Here is a 24,617-nt window from a genome sequence, read left to right as displayed (position 1 = left end):
ATCAAGTACCCACAAAGAGTGCTTTTCAATGATATGATCCCGCGCACACTTTTCGGTGCCCTCACCTGGCAGTGACCGTGGGCCTTGCAACTCAAACAGAGCCAATATGATGAAACTGGATGAAATCGCCGCCCTCGCCGGTGTCTCACGCACCACGGCCAGCTATGTGATCAATGGCAAGGCCGATCAGTACCGCATCAGTCAGGCAACCCGTGACAAGGTGATGGCCGTGGTCACGGCCCACAACTACCAGCCGGACAGCCGCGCCGCCTCCCTGCGCGGCGGCCAGACCAGGACCCTCGGCTTCATCCTGCCCGACCTTGAGAACGCCAGTTACGCCAAGCTCGCCAAGCGCCTCGAACAAGGCGCCCGGGCCCAGGGCTATCAGCTGCTGATCGTCTGCTCGGAAGATGAACCGGCCACCGAGAAGGAGCTGGCCGAGATGCTGGCCAGCCGTCATGTAGATGCCCTGCTGGTGGCCAGCTGCCTGCCACCGGACGATCCCTTCTATCCGCGCCAGCAGGCTCGCGGCATCCATGTGCTGGCCATCGACCGGGCCATGGCCGCCGACAAGTTCGTGACCGTCGCCAGTGAAAACCAGAAGGCGAGCTTTGATCTCACCGCCTCCCTGCTCACCCCGGCGCTCAAGCACATCGCATTGATCACGGCGCTGCCGGCGCTCACGATCAGCCAGGAGCGAAAAGCGGGCTTCGAGCAGGCCGTCGCCAGCCACAGCGCCACGCGTCATCTGTGCGAGGGTGCCCACTTCTCCCGTGCCGAGGGCTATCGCCTGATCAAGGAGTTGCACCAGCGACTCGGCCAGCTGCCCGAGGCACTGGTCGCCACCTCCTACATATTGATGGAAGGGGTGCTGGACTACCTGCTGGAGCAGGAGACCGACATGAGCCGGCTCGCCATGGCCACCTTCGGGGACGATCGCCTGCTCGACTTCCTCCCCTTTGGTATCAACTCCCTGCCCCAGCAGCACGATGCCCTGGCCAGCCAGGCACTGGAGCTCGCCCTCAAGGCGATCAACGGCGAATACCTGTGCGGGCTGCACTACGTGAGCCGGACCCTCAAGCGTCGCCGCTGACATCTCCCTTCACGCGCCGGCACTCTCCACGCCGGCGCGTTTTTCCACCAGTTAACACCCCTTTCTGTCATCTTTTATTTCCACCTATTGCCACCTTTCAGTACAAAATCCGCCTTTACAGGCTTGTTTCCACTATTTTGATCCGTTAACGTGGCAACCATCTTTTACAATCCATGGGTTTTTCGTAACGATGCGTCCACTCCGATATCGCTAGCCTCCGGTCCCGACCCCGGAGGCGCCTTGCCAGCACAGCCACTGGCACTCTTTTTTGAATACGCAGTTTCTCGATCTGGATGGACACCATGAACACCAAGACCCTGGGTTGTACCCTGTTGATTGCCGGCACCACCATAGGCGCCGGCATGCTGGCCCTGCCGCTGGCTTCTTCTTCCCTCGGCGGACCCGCCACCCTGCTGCTGATGGTCGGACTCTGGGCCCTGATGGCCTTCACCGCCATGTTGCAGGTAGAGGCCAGCCTCAACACCGGCAAGTGGTACCTGCACCAGCTGGCGGATCACCTGCTCGGCCCCTGGGGCAAGCGCATCGCCTCCTTCTGCATCCTGATGCTGTTCTATTCGCTGGCCTCCGCCTACATCAGCGGCGGCAGCAGCCTGCTGGCCCAGGCTCTGGCCGATGCGGGCATGACCCTCAGCCAGGAGCAGGCCGCCTGGGCCTTTACCCTGCTGTTTGGCGGCATGGTCTGCGTCGGCACCAAGCAGGTGGATTACCTCAACCGGCTGATGTTCACCGTGAAACTGGTGATCATGGTGGGGGTGCTGGCGCTGCTGCTGCCGCGCGCCGAGGGGCAACACCTGCTCTCCATGCCGCTCGGCCAGGGTTTGCTGCTGGCAGGCTTGCCGGTGATCTTCACCTCATTTGGCTTCCACGGCTCCATCCCGAGCGTCATGCTCTACCTGGGCGATTGCCCCAAGCGGCTGCGCCGGGTGTTCGTGTGGGGCTCGGCCCTGCCGCTCATCCTCTACGTGCTGTGGCAGGTGGCCATCCTGGGGCTGCTCGGTCAACAGACGCTGATCCAGACCGGCGGCGCGCTCGACAGCCTCTTGGCCAGCGTCGGCAATCTGGTCAGCTGGCCCGCCTTCAATCAGGCGATGCACCTGTTCGCCGATCTGGCGCTCGCCACCTCCTTCCTCGGGGTGACGCTGGGGCTGTTTGACTTCATGGCCAAGGTGACCCGCCGCAAGGACAACTGGCAGGGCCGCAGCCAGACCGGCCTCATCACCTTCGTGCCGCCCCTGCTGTTCGCCCTCTACTTCCCGCAGGGCTTCATCATGGCGCTGGGTTACGCGGCCATCGCGCTGGCGGTGCTGGCGGTGCTGCTGCCGGTGACCCTGGTGTGGCAAAGCCGCAAACGGGCCGAGGCGCACCACTACCGCGCCCCGGGCGGCGTGCTGGCGCTGGGTCTGGCCGGTGCCATGGGGGTGCTGATCGTGGGCGTGCAGGTCAGTGTCAGCCTGGGATACTTGCCCGCGCTGTAAGCGTCCCGCGCCTCTCATACCAATGAAAAGCCCTGCCAATCTGGCAGGGCTTCTTCATTGGGCACGATAGCAGAGCATCTCCGAGCCATTGGCCTGGGGCTGCTCTGCTACTGCGACTTAACGAACCGAGACTGTAATGCTGGCCAGATCGATCAGGTTGACCGCTCCGCCCTGCCCACCGGCATCATTGTAGGTAGCGTTCGCCTTCAGATAGCTCATGTTATAGAAGTCGCTCACCAGGATGTCGTACTGCCCCGCCGGCACAGCAGCAATGACAGGGGTCGAGTCCCGTAGCGGTTTGAGGTCACCATCCTGCATCACATGGGGCATCAGCACCATGCCGCTCGCGACTACCTTGCCATTGCTGAGCACGGACACCCGCTTCACCCCGTTGGTCACCCCCAGGTTGATGGCGTGCTGAGCATTGCTGTATTGCAGGCGAATGGCACGTTTGCCATCCAGGGTGACGCCCCGCACCAGCAGGGTATCTTCCGGGCGGCCCCAATCCTTCAGATAGGGCACGGGAATGGCCGTATCAGCTGCCGTGAGGGTGCCGGTATGCGAGACCGCGTCGGCATCGACCGCGATGCGCTGGAGCTCGGGCTGGTAGCACACCGGCTTGGCGTGATGGGAGCGGTTGCCAGACTCGGGGTAGATGGCCTCCGCGCTGTAGCAATAGGCCATGCCCGGTTGCGGTGCCAGATCGTCGACCCAATCCCTCGCCGCATCGAGCCCGGCGGCCACCAGCTTGCCATCCCGATAGATGTTGTAGCTGAGCGTCCCTTTATTGACGCTGTCGTGCAACCCGACAACCAGCTTGCCCCCTTGCTCGGTGACCCCCAGCAGGGTGGGCTCGGTCGGTGCGAACACCTCGCGGTTTTCCACATCCAGCGGCGCCACGTCCTCGATCAGGCGGATCCCTTGTTCATCGGCCACCCCGGCGCCCAGCTGAACCTCGATCAGATTGCTGACCGCCAGCATATCCTCGGTGATCAGCTCACCCACGGGGGCACCATTGAGCGCTATGCCCCGCACCGGGTAGTAGCTGCCCTCCTCCCCGGCTTCGGGGAGCAGCAACTTGATCTCGATCTGCTTGCCGCGGTAGTTCAGCCCCTTGAGCGCCGCTTCCGGCTTGGCCCCCATCAGCTTGTGCAGGTGGGCGGTGACAAAGGGTGAAACTCGGATCCCCTGCTCTTCCACCTTGTAGCCAAAGAGGGTGCTGGTCACCATGCCGAGATAGCCGCCAACGGACCAGAGCTGGCGCTGTGAGTTGATAACCGGGCCCGTCAGGTCAGGATGAGTCAGATCCATCAGCGAGGGCTGACCGGAGAGCCACTCCAGGTTCTCCATGTTGGAGAGGTTGAGCGCGGCCCCGCGCATCAGGGAGTCGACATGGCGATCGGCCACGGCCACGTTTTGCACCCTGGCGGCGGCTTTCAGCCCATAGGCGGAGACAAAGGGCCAGATGGCGCGGTTATGGTAGACCGGCATGTCGGGTTGCTGCGGGAAATAAACAGGGGCGCCATAAGGCCCCATGGGGTAACGACTGACGATCTCCCTGGCCTGGCTCTCATCGGCAATGCCCGCCAGGATGGCAAGGGATTCCCCGAGCAGGTCGAACTTGTAGGCCGGGCTCGGATCCGTGCTGGTGTTGATCAGGCTGGCATACATCTTCTCATCCGTCAGCCAGAAGCCGTGATTGATGGCCTGCTTGAGCGCGCTGGCCCACCGGCTGTAGCGGGTCGCCAGCTCATCCTGGCCCAGCTCGGTGGCCAGACGCGCCGCCAGCCTCAACCCCTGATAATGGAGCACGTTGGTGGAGAGGGATTTGCTCATGCCGATGTGGGCGATGTCTGCGGTGATCCACTTGGCATAGGTCTGATCACGCCAATCTAGGAAGGATTGCTCCCCGCCATAGAGGCCATCGCCCTCGTCGAAGGCCGCCAGACGATCGCTCTCAATGGTATTGCGCAACCCCTCGAACGCCTCGGGCAGGAAGGCACTGCGCTCCCCGGCAGGCAAGGCCGCCAGCACCTGCTCGGCCGCCAGCGCCCAGCCCATGCGGTCTGTGCTGATGGGCCAGCTGCCCCCCGTCCCCGTATCCTGGATGATCTGGCGTCCCTGCGGGATCAGGCCGTCGAGGCCCTGCTTCAGCTCGGCTCTGAAATCGGAGAGCTTGAACTGCAAGGAGTTTCGCGCCCGTTGCGGATCCAGAATACCCAGCCCCAGATCGGTGGCGTAGGAGAGATCCCGCGTCCAGACATAATGCCACTTGGCACCGGTTTCGAAGCAGTCACAGGGGATCGCCTGACCGCCGCCGTAACTGCCATCCTTGACTTGGGCCACGCTGTTTTGCCGCATCTCGTGTGTCGCCAGCGCAAACAGGGCATCAAACACCATGTTTCCCGAGCGCAACAGGGGCAGATCGGCCTGCTCCTGATACGTGGTGAAGCTATCCCCCGGATCCCGCAGCTCCTGAGTCGTCGACTGGGCATAGCCGCGATAGTCGGCACCGGCCTGCTTGACCGAGAAGGTGGCGATTTCCTTGACCCCGGCTTTGTGGGTCTGGTACTCCAGCTTCTCGATAAGCTCGTGCCCTTCATGGGGGTTGATCATGCCAAGATCCTCGTCCGTTGCCACGCTGGCCCGCAACCAGGGGGCCTGCTCATCCTGACTCGCATCGAGGACAAACTTGTAATACCCCGCCTGCGACACCGACAGGGACGCCAGCTGGCAGCTGCTGTCACAGCGCTGCATCCTGACGCTTTCATTTAATGAAATGGCGCCGCTGGAACCAAAGCCGATCCCATCCTGCGCGGATGCCATCTTTATCTTGTGCTCCCCCGGGGCCAGCTTGGCGACCACCACATAGCGCTTGTCACCCTGGTAGACCATCTGCAAGAGAGGTTCGAGATTGCCATCTACACCCTTCAGATAGAGGCTCTCGCCGTAATTGGGGTCATCGCGCACCATGGCAAATTCGATGACGGGCGCCGCCAGATCGGCGTTGGTCACCTTGACCTGAATATCGAGCAACCCTTTTTCGGTCACAACCAGACGGTTGTTCTGGCCATTATTCTGGTAATACATGGGGTAGCGCTGATCCGGGAAAATACTGGTCTCTTTGCGGCTGTCGGCAGAAAAATCAGGATATTTTGTCCACTCCGGGCCCCCTACCTTGAAGGGCGACATGCCTGAATTCATCTTCAGGTTATCCAACCGATAGACCCCGTCCTTGAAAACCAGCTTGAATTTGTCTGCGCGATCCCAGCCGCTGAATTCCCCGACCAGATAGAGATCGAAATCCCAAGGGGCCTTCACCTCTGGTTTGACCGTATTGTCATTATCGAAAGATGAGCCATTATCGTTACAACCGGACAAGATGACGCCGCCGCATAATAATGCCACGGATAAAGCCAATGGATGGATTTTCATATATTCCCTTCGTTACTTTATTTTTTGTTATTTGAATGACAACAATAAAAATTGTTTTCACAGCTTACACCCGCATGTCTGGAAGGAAACATAGATGAGCTGACTGGCGAGATAGATGTGCTCTATAACGGCATGAAATTGCGTGATCGCACGCACTAAAATGGCGCTATTGCTGGCCAAAACGAATGGAAAACAACGTGAAGAGACACACATAAAAACCATTTCTGGCGATACGGTGGCGATTGACAGTCTCGCATGCTTGCACTAGCGTTGCGCTCCGCCTGACCCTGAACGGACGCCGTTTTCCGTGGACAAACATCTAAGACAATTCATCGAGGTCGCGACCCACAAGAGTGTGAGTCTGGCAGCCAGACATATGGGGCTGAGCCAACCGACGCTGACCCACAACATGAAGAAACTCGAAGAGAGCCTGGACACGACCCTGCTGATCAGGCACGCCGGCGGCGTGACGCTGACCGCCGCCGGGGAGCTGCTGCTGACACAAGCCCGCGTGATGCAGCGGATCTATGATGATACCCTCAGGCGGCTCGCGATTCTTCGCGAGCGAGCGGCCCTGCCACTGAGAGTGGGTACCGGCCATGCCTGGTGGCAGCATGTGCTGCAACCTGTCACTCTGCACTATCGAGCAGCCAATCCATCCTGTGCCATCAATATCGAGGTCGGCAATCACCTACGGCTATTGGATCTGCTCCTTGGCAATCATATCGACCTGTTTCTGGGACATGAGATCCATGGTCTGGATAAACATTACAGCCTGATATTCATCCCGTTATTTACCTCCAGCGATGCCATATTTGTCAGGGCCGGGCATCCCCTCCTGGGGAAAGTATGCAGCAAGCAGGATCTGGTAAATTACCCCAGCCTGTTGATCACCACGGATGAGCCGCAATATCTTCATCTGGTCGAGGACCTGGCAAGAAAGAAACAAGATCAGGCAGCTATGCAGCTCAATGACAAAATAATTTATACCTGCAATTCGCTGATGGCTGGCATTGACATGGCAAAGACCAGCAATGCCGTCATGCCCTATCCAGGCAGCATGGCGAGTTATTTCGCCCAATTCGGCATAGTCCCGCTCGACATGGATGAGGAATATAACAAAGGGGTTATCGGCATCTATATTTCTCGTGAGAAAATGGATGAGCCCCATATTCACACCCTGTGCCAACAGATCCAGACGCAAGTCAGCAAGCATGACTACTTGATTGCCAGCTGCTGAAGCCAGGATGGGCTCCCTCTACTCTGGGCGGCAACCCCAGCCACCGGGGATGGCGGTGAACGACAGACGCAAAAAAGCCCTGCCAATCTGGCAGGGCTTTTTATATCAACCTGTGACGCTGGGAGGTGTTACCTCACTCGCTTACTGGTTGTGGGTAGCGCGACGGGGGCGGCGAGCCTGGGCCGGTTTGCCGGCGCCATCGGCCGGACGCTGTCCGCCCTGCGGCTTGGGCTTGCCACCGTTACCGGTGCGGGCACCGCCGGCGTTGCCGCCATTGGCGGAGCGACCGGCGCCCTGACGCTGGCCCTGACCCTGAGGACGCGGCGCAACACGGCGCTGCTCGCTCGGATCACGGGGCTCTTTGCGCAGCGGCGCGCCTATACCACGGGCGATGTTGTCCAGGGTTTCGCGGGAGGCTTCGAAGCCGGCCACCTGCTCGCACGGGATGTTCTGCTTGGTCAGACGCTCGATGGCTTTGATAAGTTTGCCTTCATCAGCCGCGACCAGGGAGATGGCGTGACCGGCGGCACCGGCACGACCGGTACGACCGATACGGTGTACATAGTCTTCCGCCACGTTGGGCAGCTCGAAGTTGACCACTTGCGGCAACTTGTCGATGTCCAGACCACGGGCGGCGATGTCGGTCGCAACCAGCACCTTGACGCTACCTTCCTTGAAACCGGCCAGAGCACGGGTTCGGGCACCCTGGCTCTTGTTGCCGTGGATGGCGGCGGCGCTGACGCCGTTCTTGTCGAGGGTCTCGGCAACACGGTTGGCCATGTGCTTGGTACGGGTGAACACCAGTACCTGCTGCCAGTCGTTGCTGGTGACCAGATGGCTCAGCAGACCGATCTTGTTGGCCTTGTCGCACGGGTGAACCAGCTGCTCGATGCGCTCGGCCGTGCTGTTGCGCGGCGCCACTTCGATCACGGCCGGGTTGTTGAGCAGGCCGGTGGCCAGCTCGCGGATCTCGTCGGCGAAGGTCGCGGAGAAGAGCAGGTTCTGACGCTGCTTGGGCATCAGGGCCAGGATCTTGCGGATGTCGCGGATGAAGCCCATGTCGAGCATGCGATCCGCTTCGTCCAGCACCAGGATCTCGACTTCGTCGAACTTGACGGCGTTCTGGTTGTAGAGGTCCATCAGGCGGCCCGGGCAGGCAACCAGCACGTCCAGACCACGGCGAGTCGCCATCATCTGCGGGTTGATGCTGACACCGCCGAAGACCACGTGGCTGCGCATCGGCAGATGTTTGCCGTAGTTGCGCACGCTCTCGCCCACCTGGGCGGCCAGCTCACGAGTCGGGGTCAGTACCAGGGCGCGGATCCGGTTGGGAGAAACTTTACGCTTGCTCTCCATCAGACGCTGCAGCATCGGCAGGGTAAAGCCTGCGGTCTTGCCGGTCCCTGTTTGGGCCGCCGCCATCAGGTCGCGACCAGCCAGAACGGCGGGGATCGCTTGCAGCTGAATGGGAGACGGGGTGTCGTAGCCTTGCTCGGCAACGGCACGCAACAAGGGTTCGGCCAGACCGAGGGAAGAAAAACTCATAATTACCTGCTAGGGATAGTGGCGCCGGGGATTTGTGGTGGGGCTCCTCTGCTGAGCCGATGCCATCTCACAAGTTCTGGGCCTATTGAGAAAACAACGATTTCCCCGGGGAGCAGAGCAAAGGGGAAAGAATAGAGGCGCAGTCTAACGGAGTTGCCGTGGATAAACGAGAGAAATGTGATGTTCATCCCAGCGCGAACCGAAAAAGTGGGTCACCTTCCCGCTCGCAGATCCTGCCTCAGAACTCATTCGAATCAGGCTATGCTTGATGCCAGCAACAGACGACCATCATTTCAGTCCCCGAACAAGGAGGTTCAGGCTCATGGCTGCACATATCACAAGCAAGTGTCGTCGCTGGCGTCAGGCAGGCCTGCTGCTGCTGGCACTGGGCCTGAGCCTGCCGCTCGGGGCCAAGACCAGGCTGTCGGTGGCCTGGGGCCACTGGCCGCCCTTTAGCTACATCAACCCTCAAGGATCGCTGGATGGGCTGGATGTGACCCTGACCCGCCAGATCCTGAGCCAGGCCGGGCTGGAGGCGCGCTTTCGCAACCTGCCCTGGGCCCGGGCCCTGCACCTGATCAAGCAGCAACAGCTGGATCTGGCCATGGGAGCGCTCGATACCCCGGATCGGCGCGAGTTCGCCCGCTTCTCGGCCCCCTACCGGCGCAGTACCTTCGTGCTGCTGAGCCACAACCCCATTCCGGGCCATGCCGATCCCTGGCAAGGCATCCAGAGCCTCCCCGCCCTGTGCCAGCAGACGCAACTGCATCTGGGCAAGCTGCGTGGCACCCGCCCCACCCAGCGGATGGAGCACTGCCCGGCCCTCAAGGGCGCCAACGACTACAACACCGACGACAGGTTGATCGAGCTGCTGCTGGCTCGTCGCCTGGATGGGGTCATCATGGAGTGGCAATACGCGCGTTATCGGCTGCAACAGCTGGGGGCGGATGGCTTCATCCGCTGCCAGTTGTTGCTGCACCATCAGCCGGTCAGCCTGATGTTTGCCAAAGAGGCGGTGAGCGAGGCAGAGCTCGCCCGGGTCAATGACGCCATCGCCGCCCTTCCCTCGCCCGGCAGCGGCTTTGCCCCGCCTCCATGCCGGTTTGACAATCCAGAGAGTGAGGAAGCCGCGCCCAGACCAGACACGGCCCAGGCCCGTCAGCCCTAGGCGGCGAGATCCATAAAAAAGGCGACCCTGGGGTCGCCTTTTTGCGCTGCCTGTGACTGCGTCATTGCGTATTTTTCTGCGCCACCGTTCGATCAGTTGGCGGGGTAGGCAGGCCGATCAGCGCAGTTGGGGCGTATGGGTCAGCACACCCTGATTCTGGGCTCGATGGCGCAGCAGGTGATCCATCAACACCAGCGCCAGCATGGCTTCGGCGATGGGCACGGCGCGGATGCCGACACAAGGATCGTGACGACCCTTGGTGATCATCTCGATAGCCTCGCCCTCGGTATTGATGGTCTTGCCCGGCACTGTGATGCTGGAGGTGGGTTTGAGCGCCATGCTCACCACAATATCCTGACCGGACGAAATCCCGCCCAGAATACCGCCCGCATGGTTGCTGGCAAAGCCGGCCGGGGTCATCTCGTCGCGATGTTCGGAGCCTTTTTGCTCCACCACGGCAAAGCCGTCGCCTATCTCCACCCCTTTCACGGCATTGATGCCCATCATGGCGTGGGCTATGTCGGCATCGAGCCGGTCGAACACCGGCTCGCCCAGGCCCACCGGCACCTTGCTGGCAATGACCTGTACCTTGGCACCGACACTGTTGCCCTCTTTTTTCAGGTCACGCATGTACTGATCGAGCGCCTCCAGCTTGCCCGCATCGGGGAAGAAGAAGGGGTTCTGCTCAATCTGCGCCGCATCGAACGCCTCGGCCTTGATGGGGCCGAGCTGGGAAAGGAAGCCGGTGATCTCGATGCCGTGCATCTGCTTGAGATACTTCTTGGCGATGGCCCCCGCCGCCACCCGCATGGCGGTCTCACGGGCGGAGGAGCGACCGCCGCCCCGATAATCCCGCTGACCATATTTCTGGTGGTAGGTGTAATCGGCATGGCCCGGGCGGAACACATCCTTGATGTCGGAGTAGTCCTTGGAGCGCTGATCGGTATTTTCGATGAGCAGCCCGATGGAGGTGCCCGTGGTCTTGCCCTCGAACACTCCGGAGAGGATCTTCACCTCATCCGGTTCACGGCGTGGCGTGGTGTAACGGGAGGTGCCGGGCTTGCGCCGATCCAGATCTCCCTGCAGATCCGCTTCGCTTATCTCGAGCCCGGGCGGGCAGCCGTCGACCACGGCGCCCAGCGCCAGGCCGTGGCTCTCGCCAAAAGTGGTGACCCGAAAGAGTTGGCCAAAACTGTTCCCTGCCATGGGTGCTCCTTGCTGCTTAGCTCTTGTAAATCGCGAAATGGTCCCGGTATTGCTCCAGCTCGGCCCTGGTCATCACGAACACGCCGTGACCACCGTTCTCGAACTCGACCCAGGTAAAGGGCACTTCCGGGAACTGGGCTTCCAGGTGGATCATGCTGTTGCCCACCTCGACCACCAGCACGCCATCATCCTTGAGGAAGTCGGCGGCATTGGCCAACAGGCGCTTGGTGAGCTTGAGGCCATCCGAGCCGGAGGCCAGCGCGAGTTCCGGCTCGTGACGAAACTCCTCCGGCAGATCCGACATATCTTCGGAATCTACATAGGGCGGGTTGGAGACGATGAGATCGTACTTGTCACCGGCGGGCAGATCGCGCATCAGATCGGAGCGGATCGGAATGACCTGCTGCTCCAGACCGTGATCGGTGATGTTGCGCTCGGCCACGTTCAGCGCATCCACGCTGATGTCGATGGCGTCCACTTCCGCATCCGGGAATTCGTGAGCCATGATGATGGCGATGCAACCGGAACCGGTACAGAGATCCATGATCCGGGTCGGCTCATGCTTGAGGAAGGGGGCGAAGCGGTTGGCCACCATCTCGGCGATGGGGGAGCGCGGGATCAGCACCCGCTCGTCCACGTAGAACTCCCAACCGGCATACCAGGCCTTGTTGGTCAGGTAGGCGGCCGGCACGCGCTCCTGCACGCGGCGAATGATGAGCTCGGCGATGCGATGACGCTCGCTGGTGGTCAGACGGGAGTGGCGCATGCCCGGATCCGCGTCCGGCGGCAGATGTAGCGCGGGCAGTACCAGCTGCACGGCCTCATCCCAGGCGTTGTCGGTACCATGTCCGTAGAAGATCCCGGCGTCGTTGAAACGACTCATGGCCCAGCGCAACATGTCCTGGATGGTGTGCATCTCGGCAACCACCTCATCGATAAATATCTTGTCCAAATCCACCTCCAAGTCGAGTAATATCCGGCCCGAGAAACCTATATAGCGAGCAAGACGAGTACCTGATGAAAAAAACGCCCTCACCGACGATCGAGGAAAGCCTGCTGTTTCGCGATGCTGTCAAAGGTACCCGGAAAATTAAGCAAGATACCATAAGGGCCGACCTGCGCCCGGTCAAGCAGAAACGCGAACTGCGTGAAAGCCGCGAAAAGCTTGGGGTTGGCCACTTTTTCAGCGACGAGTACCAGCCCCATCTGGACGAGGATGGCCCGACCCGTTACGTGCGTGACGATGTGTCAAAATTCGAGCTGAAGAAGCTCAAACGCGGCATCTATCCGCCGGAGATTTATCTGGATCTGCACGGCATGAACCAGAATCAGGCAAAACAGGAGCTGGCCGCCCTGCTCACCCTCTGCCAGAAAGAGAACATCCACGTCGCCTCCGTGATGCACGGCATCGGCAAACACATCCTCAAGCAGCGGATCCCGAGCTGGCTGGCCCAGCATCCCAATGTGCGCGCCTTTCATCAGGCCCCTCGTGAATGGGGCGGCGACAGCGCCATCCTGGTGCTGCTGGATATAGAAGAGTAAACGGCCACAGACAAAGGGTGACAACACCCCTGCCGATGACACCACCTTGATGCCCCTTGCCACCAGCGTCTGCCGCCTGCATCACACACCTGGGCTCATGTCCCAATAAAAAACCACCGCGCCCGCCGGTGGTTTTTTATTGGCCTGGCCGGATCTGCGTCAGCCCGCCGCCTCCACGTAGCGTTTGAAGTTGTTCAAAATGCCCTGCCAGCCCGCTTGCTGCTGTTCACGGCTATGCGCGGACTCGGCGTCAAAGTCCAGGCTCACCAGGGTGGCACCTTGCTCCTCGACGAAGCGCACATCCACAGCCCGTCCGTCATCCATCACATAGGCAAGCCGGGTCGGAGCCTCGACCAGGGTGAAGGTGCCCTCGAAATCGAAGGCGGCACTGCCATCCCTGGCCGCCATGTGATGACAGAAACGACCACCCACCACCAGATCGACCCGGCTGCGCGTGGTGTGCCACTCATCGGAGGCGGCATTCCATTTGACGACACAGTCCGGGTCATTCCAGGCCCACCAGACGGCGTCTATCTCCTGCTCGATACGCGCATCAATGCTGATCTTCATCCCTCTCTCCTTGCCTCGATTGACATCCCTTGCCAGCGCTGGCCTCGACACCGAGACCGCCTCTCCAAACACAGCTGGCGACGTGTGCGATATCCAAGTCAACTGAGTAAAGCCCAGCCACGCCCCCTGAGCCAGTCACCCCCGCCGCGGCTTGACTCACGCCATGGCGGATCCTGACGCATGGCATGATTGGTGGAAAAACGCCCACACTGTACTGAATATCAACGTGTTATTCGCAGTGGAGGTTGCATGTTCACACAGGGCTCCCATGCCGACATCAAGTCGTCTCCCGATGCCATCGGTGCCGCTTCGATGAGCTGGTGAAGCGCTCAATCTTGCAGGCTCGGGCGGCTGAAACGTATCAGTGGCCCGCTCGATGCGTGCACCACGACCAGACTGCCACCGTTCGGCAATTGCCAGTCGAAAAAATCGGAGAATCCCGCGGTCGTGAGGGCGCGGATCACTTTTGCCACCACCCCGTGCGCCACCAGCAAGACCCGCTCGCCCTGCGCCTCCTCGGCAAGCCTGGTCAACCCCAGTGACACCCGCGCAATCACGGCATCCAGCGACTCCCCTTCTGGCGGCGCTGCTGTCCAGCGCCGGGTAATATTGCGCGCCCACAGCGCGGGATAACGCTCCCTCGCCTCTGCCTGGGTCAGCCCTTCAAATACCCCCACATGACGTTCACGAAAGGCGGGCACTATCCGGGCAGGCAGCGCCAGCGTGCGCGAGACAAGTTCGGCACTCTGCCTTGCCCGCAGCAGAGGCGAGGTCAGCAACCGCTGAAACGGCGCCTCCGTCGCCGCGATCAGCTGCGCCAATCTGGTGACTTGCGCAACTCCCGTGTCGTTCAGCCCGACATCCAGCGCCCCCAGATAACGCCCCTCGGCATTGGCCTGGGTCTCACCATGGCGGATCACCACCAGTTCCATCATTTGTCCTTGTCTGTCAACGTCATCGCATCAGCACCTTTCTCATCAGGGCTTGGGCGCAAACTGCTCGAACACCTGCTGGCCGGTCAGGGTGGGCGTCTCGTTCTTCAACTCGTAGAAGTCTGGCTTCTCATCGATGAAGATCTGGCTCGCCAGCTGAAAATCGTCCCGCTGGAAGAGGCCGGCCGGCACTATGTATTCATCCGTCGGCAGCAGGTGATAGAAGAGGTGGGTGCCGCAGGTGGGGCAAAAGCCGCGCTCCGCCCATTCCGAGGAGCGATAGGCCACAGGCGCCATCCCGCTGAAACGCACGTCCTTGCCGCAGTGCACCGCAAACAGGGGACCGCCGGACCAGCGCCGGCAGGTGGTGCAGTGGCAGAGGTTGACCTCCTGATGATCCCCGCTCGACACCAGGATCCCGCCGCACAAACAATGTCCTTGCATAACGCCTCCCTGACAAAATGGATCCAAGCCGTTCTTCGGCCATATTTCGCATCAGATGAGTACCACGCCTGTCGCGCCCTCGCCATTAACTGCCTCACAAAACACGGCACTGATCCAGCCTGTGCACTGCATCTGGGGTGGTGCTGCCTCTCCCCAAAGAGGGACGCGTTCACCACAGCCTGCTCGTTACCCATCATCTCGCAAGCATTTTTTGAAACGCATCTCTCCCTCCTTCTGAATGCCATCCTCCATCCAGCCAAGGTGGCGATAAAAACCGTTGGCCCTGACCCGGAGATCCGCATCGGTCAGCAGCCACACCTCGGTGCACCCTTCGGCACTGAGCCAGCATTCGGCAGCCTGCATCAAGCGGCGCCCCAGCCCCCTGCCCTCATGACTCTGGCGCACAAACAGGGCAAATATGGTGGCGTCACCGGCCTCTGCCATCGCAAACGCCACCACCTGGTCCCCATCACAGGCCACCCAGCCTCGCCCGCTTCCGGTGAGCATGCCGGGCAAGGTGGCGGGGGTGATCCCCACTGCGGCCAGCTCCAGGAGGGACATCTGGTTCTCTCGCACACTGGTACGCACCTCGAACATCGCCGGGACATCCGCCGGGGTAGCAATACGTATCGTCATAACACCTGCTTGTCTGTGCCGAGCCGGACCCCGTTTGGCCTGCCCAGCATGAATGAATGTTTGCGTCAGCGTCTGGCCGTTTCCTGCAGGGCGATCCGGTTGCCCTCGGGATCCTGAAATTCAGCCACCCTGATGATGTCGCCAACCCGGGTAACGGGATACAGACTGTTGGCACCGGCCAACAAGGCGCTGGCCATCACCTGCTCGATATCGGTCACCACCAGATAAATCCGCGTGCCATCCAGACTCGGAACATATGTCTCTCCCCTGGCCAGGGCACCGGAACACCCCTCGCTCCCTTCCGAGAGCGGGAACAACGCCATCTCGTTGCCATCTATCTCCGCTCGCTCGAACGTGATGCCAAATACGCGGGAGTAAAACCCGATGGCTCGCGTCATATCCGTTACCGGAATTTCAAAATGCATGGCGATATTCATTGTGTGGCCCCTCCTTGTTTATCCCGATTCTGCCCGCGCATCATCAAGGCCCATGTCCGATATAGCCACCTGTTTCTCAATCCACAGAGTGAGAGGCTGGCACACGACAAGATCACGCCATTATGCCGCGCCATATAGTGCAATGGATATTGTTCCAGGCACATTCTGCCAAACGAAACAGCCATGAAAATAGGCTTGATGACGGTGGAGATAAATTTCCCTGCCCCAGGTTATCGAGTGTTGGTGCGCGATAACAAGAGGCCTGCATGATGGCTGCCAGTCATCGCATCACGCTGAATGAGCAGCCATTCGTCAATATTTATGGCATCCAACCCACATCGCCAGACCAGCAAACGGCCTTTCGCCCACATATATCGCCAACAGGGAGCACCATAAGATGCCGGATATGAACAGAGGATAAATAAACCGTCTTCTTCAGGGCGAAGTCATCTCTTGATAAGCGGGAGGTGCAAGCATGGCAATTCATCTTCTGCCTAGCTGAATAAATGGCCTCTATAAGATGCAAGGGGGAGGCAATAAGCCTCCCCCTTGCCGTTCAGCCAGATATATGAAGGATCCGTGGTACAAATCTCGTTAGCCCAGGTGATGGAGCCAAGCCCTCCTTACCTAGCTGGCACCAGCGCCCAGGGATCGCCCTTGCCGGGTTCATTGCCCTGAGTCCACCACTTTGCCTGATAAATGGCACTCTTGTAGCTGACCTTGGCCCCCGCCGTATAGACGGCGGTCGCGCTCCAGGCCGGCGCGTCCCCGATCGGCGGATCGACCGGATCCACGGGGGCCGGATCCAGCTTGGCCACCACCCGCACCTTGGGCCAGTTGGCATGGGAGCCGTAGAAGTTGGTCACACACTTCTCGTAATCCCCCGGCACCAGGGCCGAATAGGCGGTCTGAAACCCCACCAGCTCACATTCGAAGGAGTAACCGCCGGGTCTGTCCGGGTAGTACTTCCAGTTGCCATCCCAGTTGGTATAAAGCACATCGGTGGCGCCATTCAGATTCAGGCTGCCATAAGGGGTCTGCTGCCAGCAGGTGTTCTTCTCGTCGGCCTTGACGGGGATCTGGTAATGCTCGGCCAGCCCCTCCCAATAACGGATCCGGTTGACCGGTTGGCCCTTGTCCTTGTTCTGTTCACCACACTCTATGCCACCATTGATGACGTTGATGGTGGTGCCAAAGCCGTAGCCGATGCCCGCCGCTATCTCGCGCTGGGAAGGCACCCAGGTGCGGTCTATCACGTGCAGCATGGCAGGCTTGGGGGCCTGGGGGGTGAGGAAGAACCAGATGGCGGAGGCCAGGTTCAGCCAGGAGTCGGCGACCCGCCCCGGATCGCTCAGCAGCACCGAGGCATCACCCGCAAACATGGCCTCGGAGAAGGCGCCGTAGTTGAAGTGATAAGAGAGCTGCTTTGCGCCGCGCCCGAAATAGCCCTGCCCCGTGCTGCAGGGCCACTTCTTGTTCTGCCAGTCATTCTGGCCGCAACCCGTGGTGTACCCCGCCTGCCCCTCTGACCACCCCATCTCGCGCACATGCACCAGCGCCTGTTGCCACTCCTCCAGCGCCAGCGGATTGTCGGATATATTGTTCTTGCTGATATGCCCGCCCGTCTCCTGGGCAAAATGGGCGAAGGCCGTCACTATGGATTTTTTGCAGATGGCATCCGAATCCCGGCCATCGGTATATTCACCACAAAAAGCCGGGAATTTACCTATGGCCCGCAAGAAGCGTTCATAGGTATATTCAGGCGCCGCCATCTGGGTCAAATATTCCCAGTCCGATTCCGTGAATACCCGCTCGACCCGTTTGACGTTATCCGGGTTGCTGGCCGCTCTTGGTATGATGGCATCGACAATATTATTGGGCCGTGTCGCCAATGCTTTTGACCAGACCCCGTACATGGGATTGGCTGTCTTTGCTTTTTCAACTGCCGCCAGATCCGGTGCGGCAATCACATATCCACCGGCATTTTGTGGATCGGGCTGAATATTCATGGTGGCATAGCTTGGAAATGCGCAGGCAGCAGCAACCAGCCAGGCACATTGCGTGGGTTTGAACATGTGGCACAGTCCTTGTCTCGGAAAAGTTCATCCCGAGAATAGGCCTTTTCATAACTAAATTCTCATCAAAAATTAAGAAATAAAACGGATCTGTGAGCCATTTCACTCTCTGGGCGAAACACCATAAAATGCATAAAAAACAGATGTTCCGACTGATGCAAAGGGCACTGTGATATGCCTTGTAAAGGCCGATGAAAAATAATAGCAACCCGCATCTTGCCGTGGCCCATCCCATGATGGGCCACATCACACATCGATGGGGTCAATCACCCGGCAGTATGGGACGCTGCCCGGCTGGCAGCCGGGCATTCCAGAGGGATGTCACTCATGCCTGCGCAGAGCGCACGGCACGGATCAAGATATTGCGGGGGGTCATGGGTTTGTCGCAAAACTCGCCCACCTCCACCCGGTAGCCCTGCTCTTGCAGGAAGAGCGCCCGATCGAGCGCCAACCAGATCTCGAGCGGCCGGCGAAACAGATGACGCACCAGCTCCATGCGGGCGACATCGCCATAACGGGCCTCCCCCATGGTCAGAAAATCGGCAAGATCCATCCCCGCCGGCAGAGCTATTCCCTTGCGCTCGGCCGCCCATTCACAAAATGCCTCGAAGCTGCCGGTAAGCAGGCTTTTTTGCATATTGGGCACCGGCAGATATTCGTTCACCCCGCGCACCTGGCGCTGCAGGCAGTCAAACCCGAGCCGCCACACCACCTCCAGCTCGCGCAGGCGCGAGATGCGGGCCCCGGCGGTCACCGTCTCCTGCAGCGGCAGCCTCAGATCCGCCTTGGCCAGCTGCAGATCGCTGGCCCGGGCGGCGGTGGACAAGGGAGCATAGTGAGTGCCGCGGATCAGGTGATAGCAGCAAGGGGATATGGTCACCCCCTGGGCGCCGCGCTCTGCCACCAGCGCCAGCAGATGGGTGTGCAGCTCGCCGCAGGCGTGCAGCGCCATGGCATGGTGTTCGGTAGCGAGCAGCTGGCCGGCATCGGCCGCAAAGGCGTCCGCCTGCACAAACTGCATGCGGGCCCCGTCACGGGCCGCCAGCCGACGCCCCTCCTCACAGAGCGGACCTTGCAGCTCCAGACTCAGGATCTCTGCCCGGCGATGCAGGGAAACCAGCCGCCCCAGGTGTCCCTTGCCCGCGCACCACTCCAGATAGGGGCCTTGATGAGGTGGCAGGCAGCCGGTAAAGGCCTCTATCTGCGCCTGCTTGCGACCCGGCATGTGCATCGCCATCTCCTTGGCGCACTGGATGGGCTCGGGGCTAAATAGCGCGAGCTCACTCAGGGCATGCAGCATCTCCCCCGCCGGGATCCAGGGGGCGAGCAGGTCGCACAGCGCCCCCATGTCACCATCGAGCCGATTGATCTGTTCAAGGGGCATGGCGTTGAGCTGTGCGGCCAGCGCGGGGGCCTCGTCGGCGAAGGCCAGGTTCAGGTGATGATAGGGTTGGTATTGCCACCAGCGCCGGGTCTCGGTCAGCAATCTATCCAGTTGTTGAAAACGTTGAGCCAGCACGCTTGCCCCTGCCTTGCAGTCAAAAAAGAGGCTTATTCTAGCGATCCCTCCCCAAAAAGCACTCGCCAATGCGGGGCATTTGCCACGAAGCTGGGCTTGGGCCTGACCGGCGGCTTGACCCCGACAAGCCGCCGTGAGCGCAAGTGTCAAGCTGGCAAACGACCCGGAGCCCGGGCGTTGGCCTGACAAAGATAGGGGTTTTATGCTATATTCCGCCCCCTCTTTACCCTGGTTCGCTCAAGGCGGGCCATTTTACCAACATGAATGGAACCAAAACATGACCATCAATGCCATCCTGCAAGCGCGCGCGGGCGCCAAGTGTGAACTGTGCGGCGCCGAACAGGCACTGACTGCCTTCGCTGTGCCCCACTCACCGGCCAGCGATGATGATCACAGCCTTGCCCTGTGTGACACCTGCCGTGGCCAGCTGGAGCAGCCGGACACCACAGTGGTCAATCACTGGCGTTGCCTGGGCGACAGCATGTGGAGCCAGGTTCCCGCCGTGCAGGTCATGGCGTGGCGTCAGCTGAAAGCCCTGTCCGGCCAGGGCGAAGTGTGGGCTCAGGACATGCTGGACATGATGTACATGGAAGACGAGACCAAGGCCTGGGCCGAAGCCGGCCAGGCTGGCGACGACGACGACAGCGTACCTACTATGGATTCCAACGGCGCCGTGCTGGTCGAAGGCGACTCGGTCACCTTGATCAAGGACCTGGACGTCAAGGGCGGCGGCTTCACCGCCAAGCGAGGCACCCTGGTCAAGGGCATCCGCCTGACCAACAACCCGCTGCACATCGAAGGCAAGGTCAACGGCGTGCAGATAGTGCTGGTCGCCGCCTACCTGAAAAAAGCCTGATAGAGTCCGGTTTGCAAGTGATACCAAGAGCGTCCCAAGGGGCGCTTTTTGGTGGCCGCGATATGCCGCACAAGCTCGCCCAACCTTGTTTGATGCCTACTGCAACCGAGCTCACTCGTAGCTAGCCCCCCTGTTTTTCCTCGGCACCCCGGTTGAAATGTGCTGTTTTCTTCGACAGAGGCTTGGCTCAGACGGCAACCTTGTGGCACTCTGGGACGTCGATGGACAGACTCACGGACACTCGAGGTGTCCCCACTGCAAAAGGAGCAACACAGATGGCCAAAGCCAGCAAGAAAGATATCAAGAAGAAGATCGCCGCACGCCTTGAGAAAATTGCCAAGCACGAAGGCAAGATCAAGAAGCTGAAAAAAGCCCTGAAATAAGGGCCGGCATGATAAAAAAACCGCCATCAGGCGGTTTTTTTATCACTCCATTAGTCGCAAGCCACCCCCAATGGCCATGACTGCCAACGTCTGGCCAGCACCAGCACCTCTTGCTCCAGCCACAACCCGTGTGCGATCAGATGCGTGAGTGCCTCTGCCAGCAGATCCCCTGGCCTGCCTGCCGTGGGAGCGGCGCCCCAGGGGATCTTGCCTCTGCTGGCCTGTTGCCCCTCAAGCTGACGGGTCAGAGGACGGGCATAGTGATGGATATACGCCATCAGCGTCTCGGGCAACCAGAGTGCCAGGGGCCGATGAATGGCCCCGGCCAGCTCGGTGGCAATGTCCAATCCCCGCTGATCCAGATCGCCAAAATGAGCCCAGGGCACAGCCGCCGGCAACAGCGGGATCACTTGCCGTGCCAGCCTGGTATTGCGGCCGGGTACATAGAGCAGCAGGTCCCCCGCTTGCAATGGGTAATCTACGAAGGCGCCCTTGTTCTCCACCGTGACTATCTGCCGCCCTTGCCACTCGATGCCCTGCAACCTGGCCAGGCTGCGCTCCGGCAAGGCCAGCTCTCCCAAGAGTGCCATCGGCGCCCTCATCTCGTGGCGCTGGCCATCCTGATCGATGAGTGACAACGGGCTCAGGGTACGCAGTCGGATCACCTCATCCTGCGTCAATGCTATGTCCATGGCAGCTTGATCCGGGTCTGTGTCACTGCGTGGATGCTTGCTGTCCCCATGCCAGAGGGCATGAAAACTGGCCTGATTGAGGCGCGAAGGCAAACTCACCCCAAGAGCCTGCACACTGCCGCGCATATCCGGCATCTGAGGTGTTGTGTGTGCCAGCTGCTTGGCAAGATAGTCGTGCCCAGCGGGGGTCAAGGTATGGCGAGCGCTGCGCCCCACCGGCTTGACGCCGCTCACCGCCTGCAACAGGGCAAGCAGCTCGCGGCCATGCTTGCTATCGAGTGAATACCCCTTCTCATCGGTGCCCTCCAGCAAACGGGCACAGAGATCCTGTACCCTGCGCTCATCAAACAGTGACATCTTCGCCTCCCTATTACGGTGCCATATGACCAAGTAGAGAGGATTTTGCTGCCCGTTACCGTGACCCGCCTCGCGCCAGAGGAAACGCACTCCCGCGGCACCCCGTGCAGCAAGGGGCCCTGCCCCGCAGGATCTGCCAGCGGCTTCACTGGTAAACCCGAGGCAAACACGGCAAGCTGGATGAGTCTGTGCCAGCCAGCACGCACCCAGTGGGTGCAAGCCTGCTTGCTGACACCATCTCCCTGAGGGCGACCCCATGACCCAGTCGACAGAGCAGCAGCCGCATCTTTCCGATATCCGCGAGCTGGCCCGCTTGCTCACCCAGGCCCTGCCTGCTGCCGTGCAGATCACCGAGGCCGTCCATCAGGCGGTATTGAGTGGCATGGGGATCAGGGGCAAGGCCCAGGGTCAGACCCGGGGGATCACGGGTCTGGTCTACCAGGGAGTGCACGGCGCCGCCCGTACCCTGAGCGGTGGCATCCATGCCCTGCTCACCCGCTTGCCACCGACGCCTCCCTTGCACCAGATCCCCGAGACGCCCAGGCGCGCCGCCCTGCTCGCCACCCTCAATGGTGTGATGGGGGACAAGCTGGTCGAGAGCCACAATGCCCTCGCCACGCCCATGACACTGCGCCATGGCGGCCAGCCGCTGGACTGGCACGCCATGCCGTCGAGTCTGCCCGCCGGGGGGCGGGTGCTGCTGATGGTGCATGGTCTGTGCATGAACGATCTGCAGTGGCAGACCCAAACCAGGGGGAAGGACAAAGAAAAAACGCTCAACCATGGGGAGATGCTGGCCGGCGAGCTGGGCTATGTGCCCGTCTATGTACGCTACAACTCAGGCCTGCCCGTTGCGCAAAACGGGCGGGAGCTGGCCCGTCAGCTGGAACGACTGGCAACCCACTGGCCCGGTGGCATCGACGAGATCAGCGTGCTGGCCTACAGCATGGGCGGCTTGGTGATCCGCAGCGCCTGTCATCATGCCGGCCAGAGTGAGATGGGCTGGCCCGGCGTCCTGAAAAACATGGTGTTTCTCGGCACGCCCCATCATGGCGCCCCCCTTGAACACGCCGGTCACTGGCTGGAACAGCTGCTGCCTGCCACCGCCTATACCCAGCCCTTAGTCAGGCTGGCACAGCTGCGCAGCGCCGGCATCAAGGATCTGCGCCACGGCAAGGTGATGGACTCGCCGTCCCCGCAGGGCGAACCGCACGCCTTGCCCGATCCTCGCCCCCCCTTGCCCCTGCCCGCCGAAGTGGCCTGCTTCACCATAGCGGCCACCACGGCGGCCAAGCGCGGTCTGCTGGCTGATTGGCTGATTGGCGATGGACTTGTGCCCCTGCGCAGCGCCCTCGGCCAGCATGACGAGGCGCGCCACCAGCTGGCATTCCCCCCTTCCCACTGCTGGATTGCCTACCGTACCAGCCATATGGCCCTGCTCGGCAGCCCGCAGGTAAGTCGTCAACTGCTGCACTGGCTTACCGCTCACAAGGAGCAGAACCCGTCTGGGGAGCATGGCCAGAGCGCATAGTGGGCGCAATATGCCGAGAAACGCGCTTGAGTTCGCTCCTGCACAAAGGAAAAAACCGCCAGTTGGCGGTTTTTTCCTTGCGTGTCGCTCACATCAGGCGGGCCCGGCCGAACACCCTGATTGAGCTGCCGGGTGCGGCCGGGATCTCGGCGTGCAGGTGTGACGCCATCCCCATGTCCTCCCCCTGAAAGAGATCTATGATGCCGCCGTGGGGCCAATGGATATCGCGCAGGTAACCGGCAAAGGCAGCGGTGGCCGCGCCTGTGGCGGGATCCTCATAGACGCCGCCATAGGCGAAGGGGTTGCGGGTATGAAACAGCTGATCCCGGGCGGCATGAGCCAACAGTATGGTGACCAGCCCTTCCCTTTGCATCAGGGTTCGCCCCTTCGCCAGTTCGTAGTGCATGGCCGAGAGCGCAGCCCGACTGTTCAGGGCCAGCACCAGATGATCGGCGCCGCCATGGATAAGTGCCGGCGGAATGCGGGGATCCAGATCTGCTGACGTGTAACCAAACAGCGTCAGCGCGGCACTCACCAACTCGGCCGGGGCCGGCTTGCTGCGGGTCGGCGGCGATTGCAGCGCCGCCTGCCACTGCCCCTCCTCATCCTGCCAGCCCGATACCTTGATCTCGGTCTGATTGAGGTGCAATGCATACTCCCCTTCTCCAAAGCGCCGCGCCAGCGCCACACCCAGGGCGATTGTGGCATGGCCGCAGAAGGGCACCTCAGCCTCGGGGGAGAAGTAACGCACCCGCCACTCCCCAGACTCGGCGGTTTGCCGGGCGGTCGCAGCCCCCCGGGGTGAGCTTGGTGGCCCGAGTGGCGACAAGGGCGCGGCGAAGGCCGTTTCCGAAAATCCCACCTGAGCAGCGATGCGTTGCATCTCCTCTGCCGCGGGCAAGCCAGACCCCAGCCAGACACCGGCAGGATTCCCGCCTTGCTGCCCGTCAGAAAACGCGGCAATCCGCACCAACTCAGGCTCCAACGGGGAGGCTAGCTCCTTCATGACCACTCCTTGCTTGCGTGCTGAAAACCACTCTGGCGCCTGTTATGGGGCCCCAAGCGAGGGACACTGGCAAATGCAGGCCATGCCCCCATATAAGATAAGCAGACCCAGCTTACCCGTTAAATTAAATGCCGCACAGGTGCCGCTTGGGCGCCGCGGATACGGACGATGGCAACTAGCCTTGTGATGCGTGTCTGTATACGGTCCTGCTGTGGAGAACCCTATGTATTCGTACACCCTCACCTTCAAGGAGGAGGTCGACAAGTTGACCGCCCCCGAACAGGAGATCAGCCTGCAGAGCCCCGCCCAGGCAGGCGACTTTATTATCCTCTCCGACGGCAGCCGCCATCAGGTGATGTTTGTCACCCACCGCGCCCACTACAGCAGCCTCTACCTCGATAAAGGGGTTCGAGTGCCGCAGGGCTAGCGAATACAGTCAGCCGTTGCAGACAAC

Annotated in this window: 21 protein-coding genes; 8 read left to right on the top strand and 13 right to left on the bottom strand. The window is 60.9% G+C overall.

All coding sequences use genetic code 11. The features are described from left to right. The first annotated feature begins 106 nt into the window (after nt 1-106). Nucleotides 107-1,093: a catabolite repressor/activator gene (gene cra / locus ACM3N8_RS00200; protein WP_172955341.1), complete on the top strand. Its 987-nt coding sequence runs from the start codon at nt 107-109 to the stop codon at nt 1,091-1,093. Nucleotides 1,094-1,395: 302 nt separating this feature from the next. Then, nucleotides 1,396-2,589 carry an aromatic amino acid transport family protein gene (locus ACM3N8_RS00195; protein ID WP_098984003.1) on the top strand — a complete coding sequence of 398 codons (1,194 nt, stop codon included), beginning with the start codon at nt 1,396-1,398 and terminating at the stop codon, nt 2,587-2,589. 117 nt (nt 2,590-2,706) lie between these two features. Here ACM3N8_RS00195 and ACM3N8_RS00190 read toward each other — a convergent pair whose 3' ends face one another. Then, complete coding sequence (locus ACM3N8_RS00190) at nt 2,707-5,808, bottom strand: MGH1-like glycoside hydrolase domain-containing protein (RefSeq protein ID WP_353851969.1); 3,102 nt, start codon at nt 5,806-5,808, stop codon at nt 2,707-2,709. Between the two features lie 523 nt (nt 5,809-6,331). On the opposite strand from ACM3N8_RS00190, the gene ACM3N8_RS00185 reads away from it, so the two are divergent. Next, nucleotides 6,332-7,264 carry a LysR family transcriptional regulator gene (locus ACM3N8_RS00185; protein ID WP_241278694.1) on the top strand — a complete coding sequence of 311 codons (933 nt, stop codon included), beginning with the start codon at nt 6,332-6,334 and terminating at the stop codon, nt 7,262-7,264. A gap of 141 nt (nt 7,265-7,405) precedes the next feature. On the opposite strand, the gene ACM3N8_RS00180 is transcribed toward ACM3N8_RS00185, so the two are convergent. Further along, nucleotides 7,406-8,809, bottom strand: coding sequence for a DEAD/DEAH box helicase (locus tag ACM3N8_RS00180; protein ID WP_043555822.1), 1,404 nt, complete (start codon nt 8,807-8,809; stop codon nt 7,406-7,408). A gap of 322 nt (nt 8,810-9,131) precedes the next feature. Between ACM3N8_RS00180 and ACM3N8_RS00175 the strand changes: the two genes are divergently transcribed. Continuing rightward, the gene (locus tag ACM3N8_RS00175) at nt 9,132-9,977 is read left to right on the top strand and encodes a substrate-binding periplasmic protein (protein ID WP_241278693.1); all 846 of its coding nucleotides are present in this window, start codon (nt 9,132-9,134) and stop codon (nt 9,975-9,977) included. A 117-nt stretch (nt 9,978-10,094) separates the two neighbouring features. Here the strand turns inward: ACM3N8_RS00175 and aroC are convergent, their stop codons facing one another. Together aroC and prmB are read right to left on the bottom strand one after the other, a co-directional pair. Further along, nucleotides 10,095-11,183, bottom strand: coding sequence for a chorismate synthase (gene aroC / locus ACM3N8_RS00170; protein WP_043555824.1), 1,089 nt, complete (start codon nt 11,181-11,183; stop codon nt 10,095-10,097). Between the two features lie 16 nt (nt 11,184-11,199). After that, nucleotides 11,200-12,135, bottom strand: a complete 936-nt coding sequence (gene prmB / locus ACM3N8_RS00165; RefSeq protein ID WP_043142017.1) for a 50S ribosomal protein L3 N(5)-glutamine methyltransferase — start codon at nt 12,133-12,135, stop codon at nt 11,200-11,202. A 65-nt stretch (nt 12,136-12,200) separates the two neighbouring features. Between prmB and smrB the strand changes: the two genes are divergently transcribed. Beyond that, the gene (gene smrB, locus ACM3N8_RS00160) at nt 12,201-12,725 is read left to right on the top strand and encodes an endonuclease SmrB (RefSeq protein ID WP_005315464.1); all 525 of its coding nucleotides are present in this window, start codon (nt 12,201-12,203) and stop codon (nt 12,723-12,725) included. Between the two features lie 159 nt (nt 12,726-12,884). Here the strand turns inward: smrB and ACM3N8_RS00155 are convergent, their stop codons facing one another. The 7 genes from ACM3N8_RS00155 to ACM3N8_RS00125 form a co-directional block, all read right to left on the bottom strand. Further along, nucleotides 12,885-13,295, bottom strand: coding sequence for an SRPBCC domain-containing protein (locus ACM3N8_RS00155; RefSeq protein ID WP_043141921.1), 411 nt, complete (start codon nt 13,293-13,295; stop codon nt 12,885-12,887). Nucleotides 13,296-13,624: 329 nt separating this feature from the next. Next, nucleotides 13,625-14,227, bottom strand: coding sequence for a histidine phosphatase family protein (locus ACM3N8_RS00150; protein WP_416015289.1), 603 nt, complete (start codon nt 14,225-14,227; stop codon nt 13,625-13,627). 45 nt (nt 14,228-14,272) lie between these two features. Then, nucleotides 14,273-14,671, bottom strand: a complete 399-nt coding sequence (locus tag ACM3N8_RS00145; RefSeq protein ID WP_241278690.1) for a GFA family protein — start codon at nt 14,669-14,671, stop codon at nt 14,273-14,275. A gap of 186 nt (nt 14,672-14,857) precedes the next feature. Further along, entirely contained in the window at nt 14,858-15,307 is a 450-nt protein-coding gene (locus tag ACM3N8_RS00140) for a GNAT family N-acetyltransferase (protein ID WP_241278689.1), read from the bottom strand. 65 nt (nt 15,308-15,372) lie between these two features. Next, nucleotides 15,373-15,744, bottom strand: coding sequence for a VOC family protein (locus ACM3N8_RS00135; protein WP_241278688.1), 372 nt, complete (start codon nt 15,742-15,744; stop codon nt 15,373-15,375). A 623-nt stretch (nt 15,745-16,367) separates the two neighbouring features. Further along, entirely contained in the window at nt 16,368-17,819 is a 1,452-nt protein-coding gene (locus ACM3N8_RS00130) for a chitinase (protein WP_416015288.1), read from the bottom strand. Between the two features lie 325 nt (nt 17,820-18,144). Further along, nucleotides 18,145-19,374 (bottom strand): methyltransferase, encoded by a 1,230-nt coding sequence (locus ACM3N8_RS00125; protein ID WP_416015867.1) that lies wholly within the window; start codon nt 19,372-19,374, stop codon nt 18,145-18,147. A 241-nt stretch (nt 19,375-19,615) separates the two neighbouring features. On the opposite strand from ACM3N8_RS00125, the gene ACM3N8_RS00120 reads away from it, so the two are divergent. After that, nucleotides 19,616-20,194 carry a PhnA domain-containing protein gene (locus ACM3N8_RS00120; protein ID WP_241326677.1) on the top strand — a complete coding sequence of 193 codons (579 nt, stop codon included), beginning with the start codon at nt 19,616-19,618 and terminating at the stop codon, nt 20,192-20,194. Nucleotides 20,195-20,627: 433 nt separating this feature from the next. On the opposite strand, the gene ACM3N8_RS00115 is transcribed toward ACM3N8_RS00120, so the two are convergent. Further along, on the bottom strand, nt 20,628-21,626 hold the full coding sequence (locus tag ACM3N8_RS00115; RefSeq protein WP_241326676.1) for a Wadjet anti-phage system protein JetD domain-containing protein: 999 nt from the start codon (nt 21,624-21,626) through the stop codon (nt 20,628-20,630). A 256-nt stretch (nt 21,627-21,882) separates the two neighbouring features. Here ACM3N8_RS00115 and ACM3N8_RS00110 point away from each other — a divergent pair, with 256 nt between their 5' ends. Further along, entirely contained in the window at nt 21,883-23,157 is a 1,275-nt protein-coding gene (locus ACM3N8_RS00110; RefSeq protein WP_416015287.1) for an esterase/lipase family protein, read from the top strand. Between the two features lie 88 nt (nt 23,158-23,245). Here ACM3N8_RS00110 and ACM3N8_RS00105 read toward each other — a convergent pair whose 3' ends face one another. Beyond that, complete coding sequence (locus ACM3N8_RS00105) at nt 23,246-24,163, bottom strand: PhzF family phenazine biosynthesis protein (protein ID WP_416015286.1); 918 nt, start codon at nt 24,161-24,163, stop codon at nt 23,246-23,248. Nucleotides 24,164-24,386: 223 nt separating this feature from the next. On the opposite strand from ACM3N8_RS00105, the gene ACM3N8_RS00100 reads away from it, so the two are divergent. Then, the gene (locus ACM3N8_RS00100; RefSeq protein ID WP_042867481.1) at nt 24,387-24,590 is read left to right on the top strand and encodes a hypothetical protein; all 204 of its coding nucleotides are present in this window, start codon (nt 24,387-24,389) and stop codon (nt 24,588-24,590) included. Nucleotides 24,591-24,617: the final 27 nt, after the last annotated feature.

Source organism: Aeromonas sp. A04, assembly GCF_047780465.1.
In the GTDB taxonomy this organism is placed as follows: Bacteria; Pseudomonadota; Gammaproteobacteria; order Enterobacterales; family Aeromonadaceae; genus Aeromonas; species Aeromonas bestiarum.
Note: the sequence above shows the minus strand (reverse complement) of the source record. Positions and strands in the feature narration are given on the sequence as shown.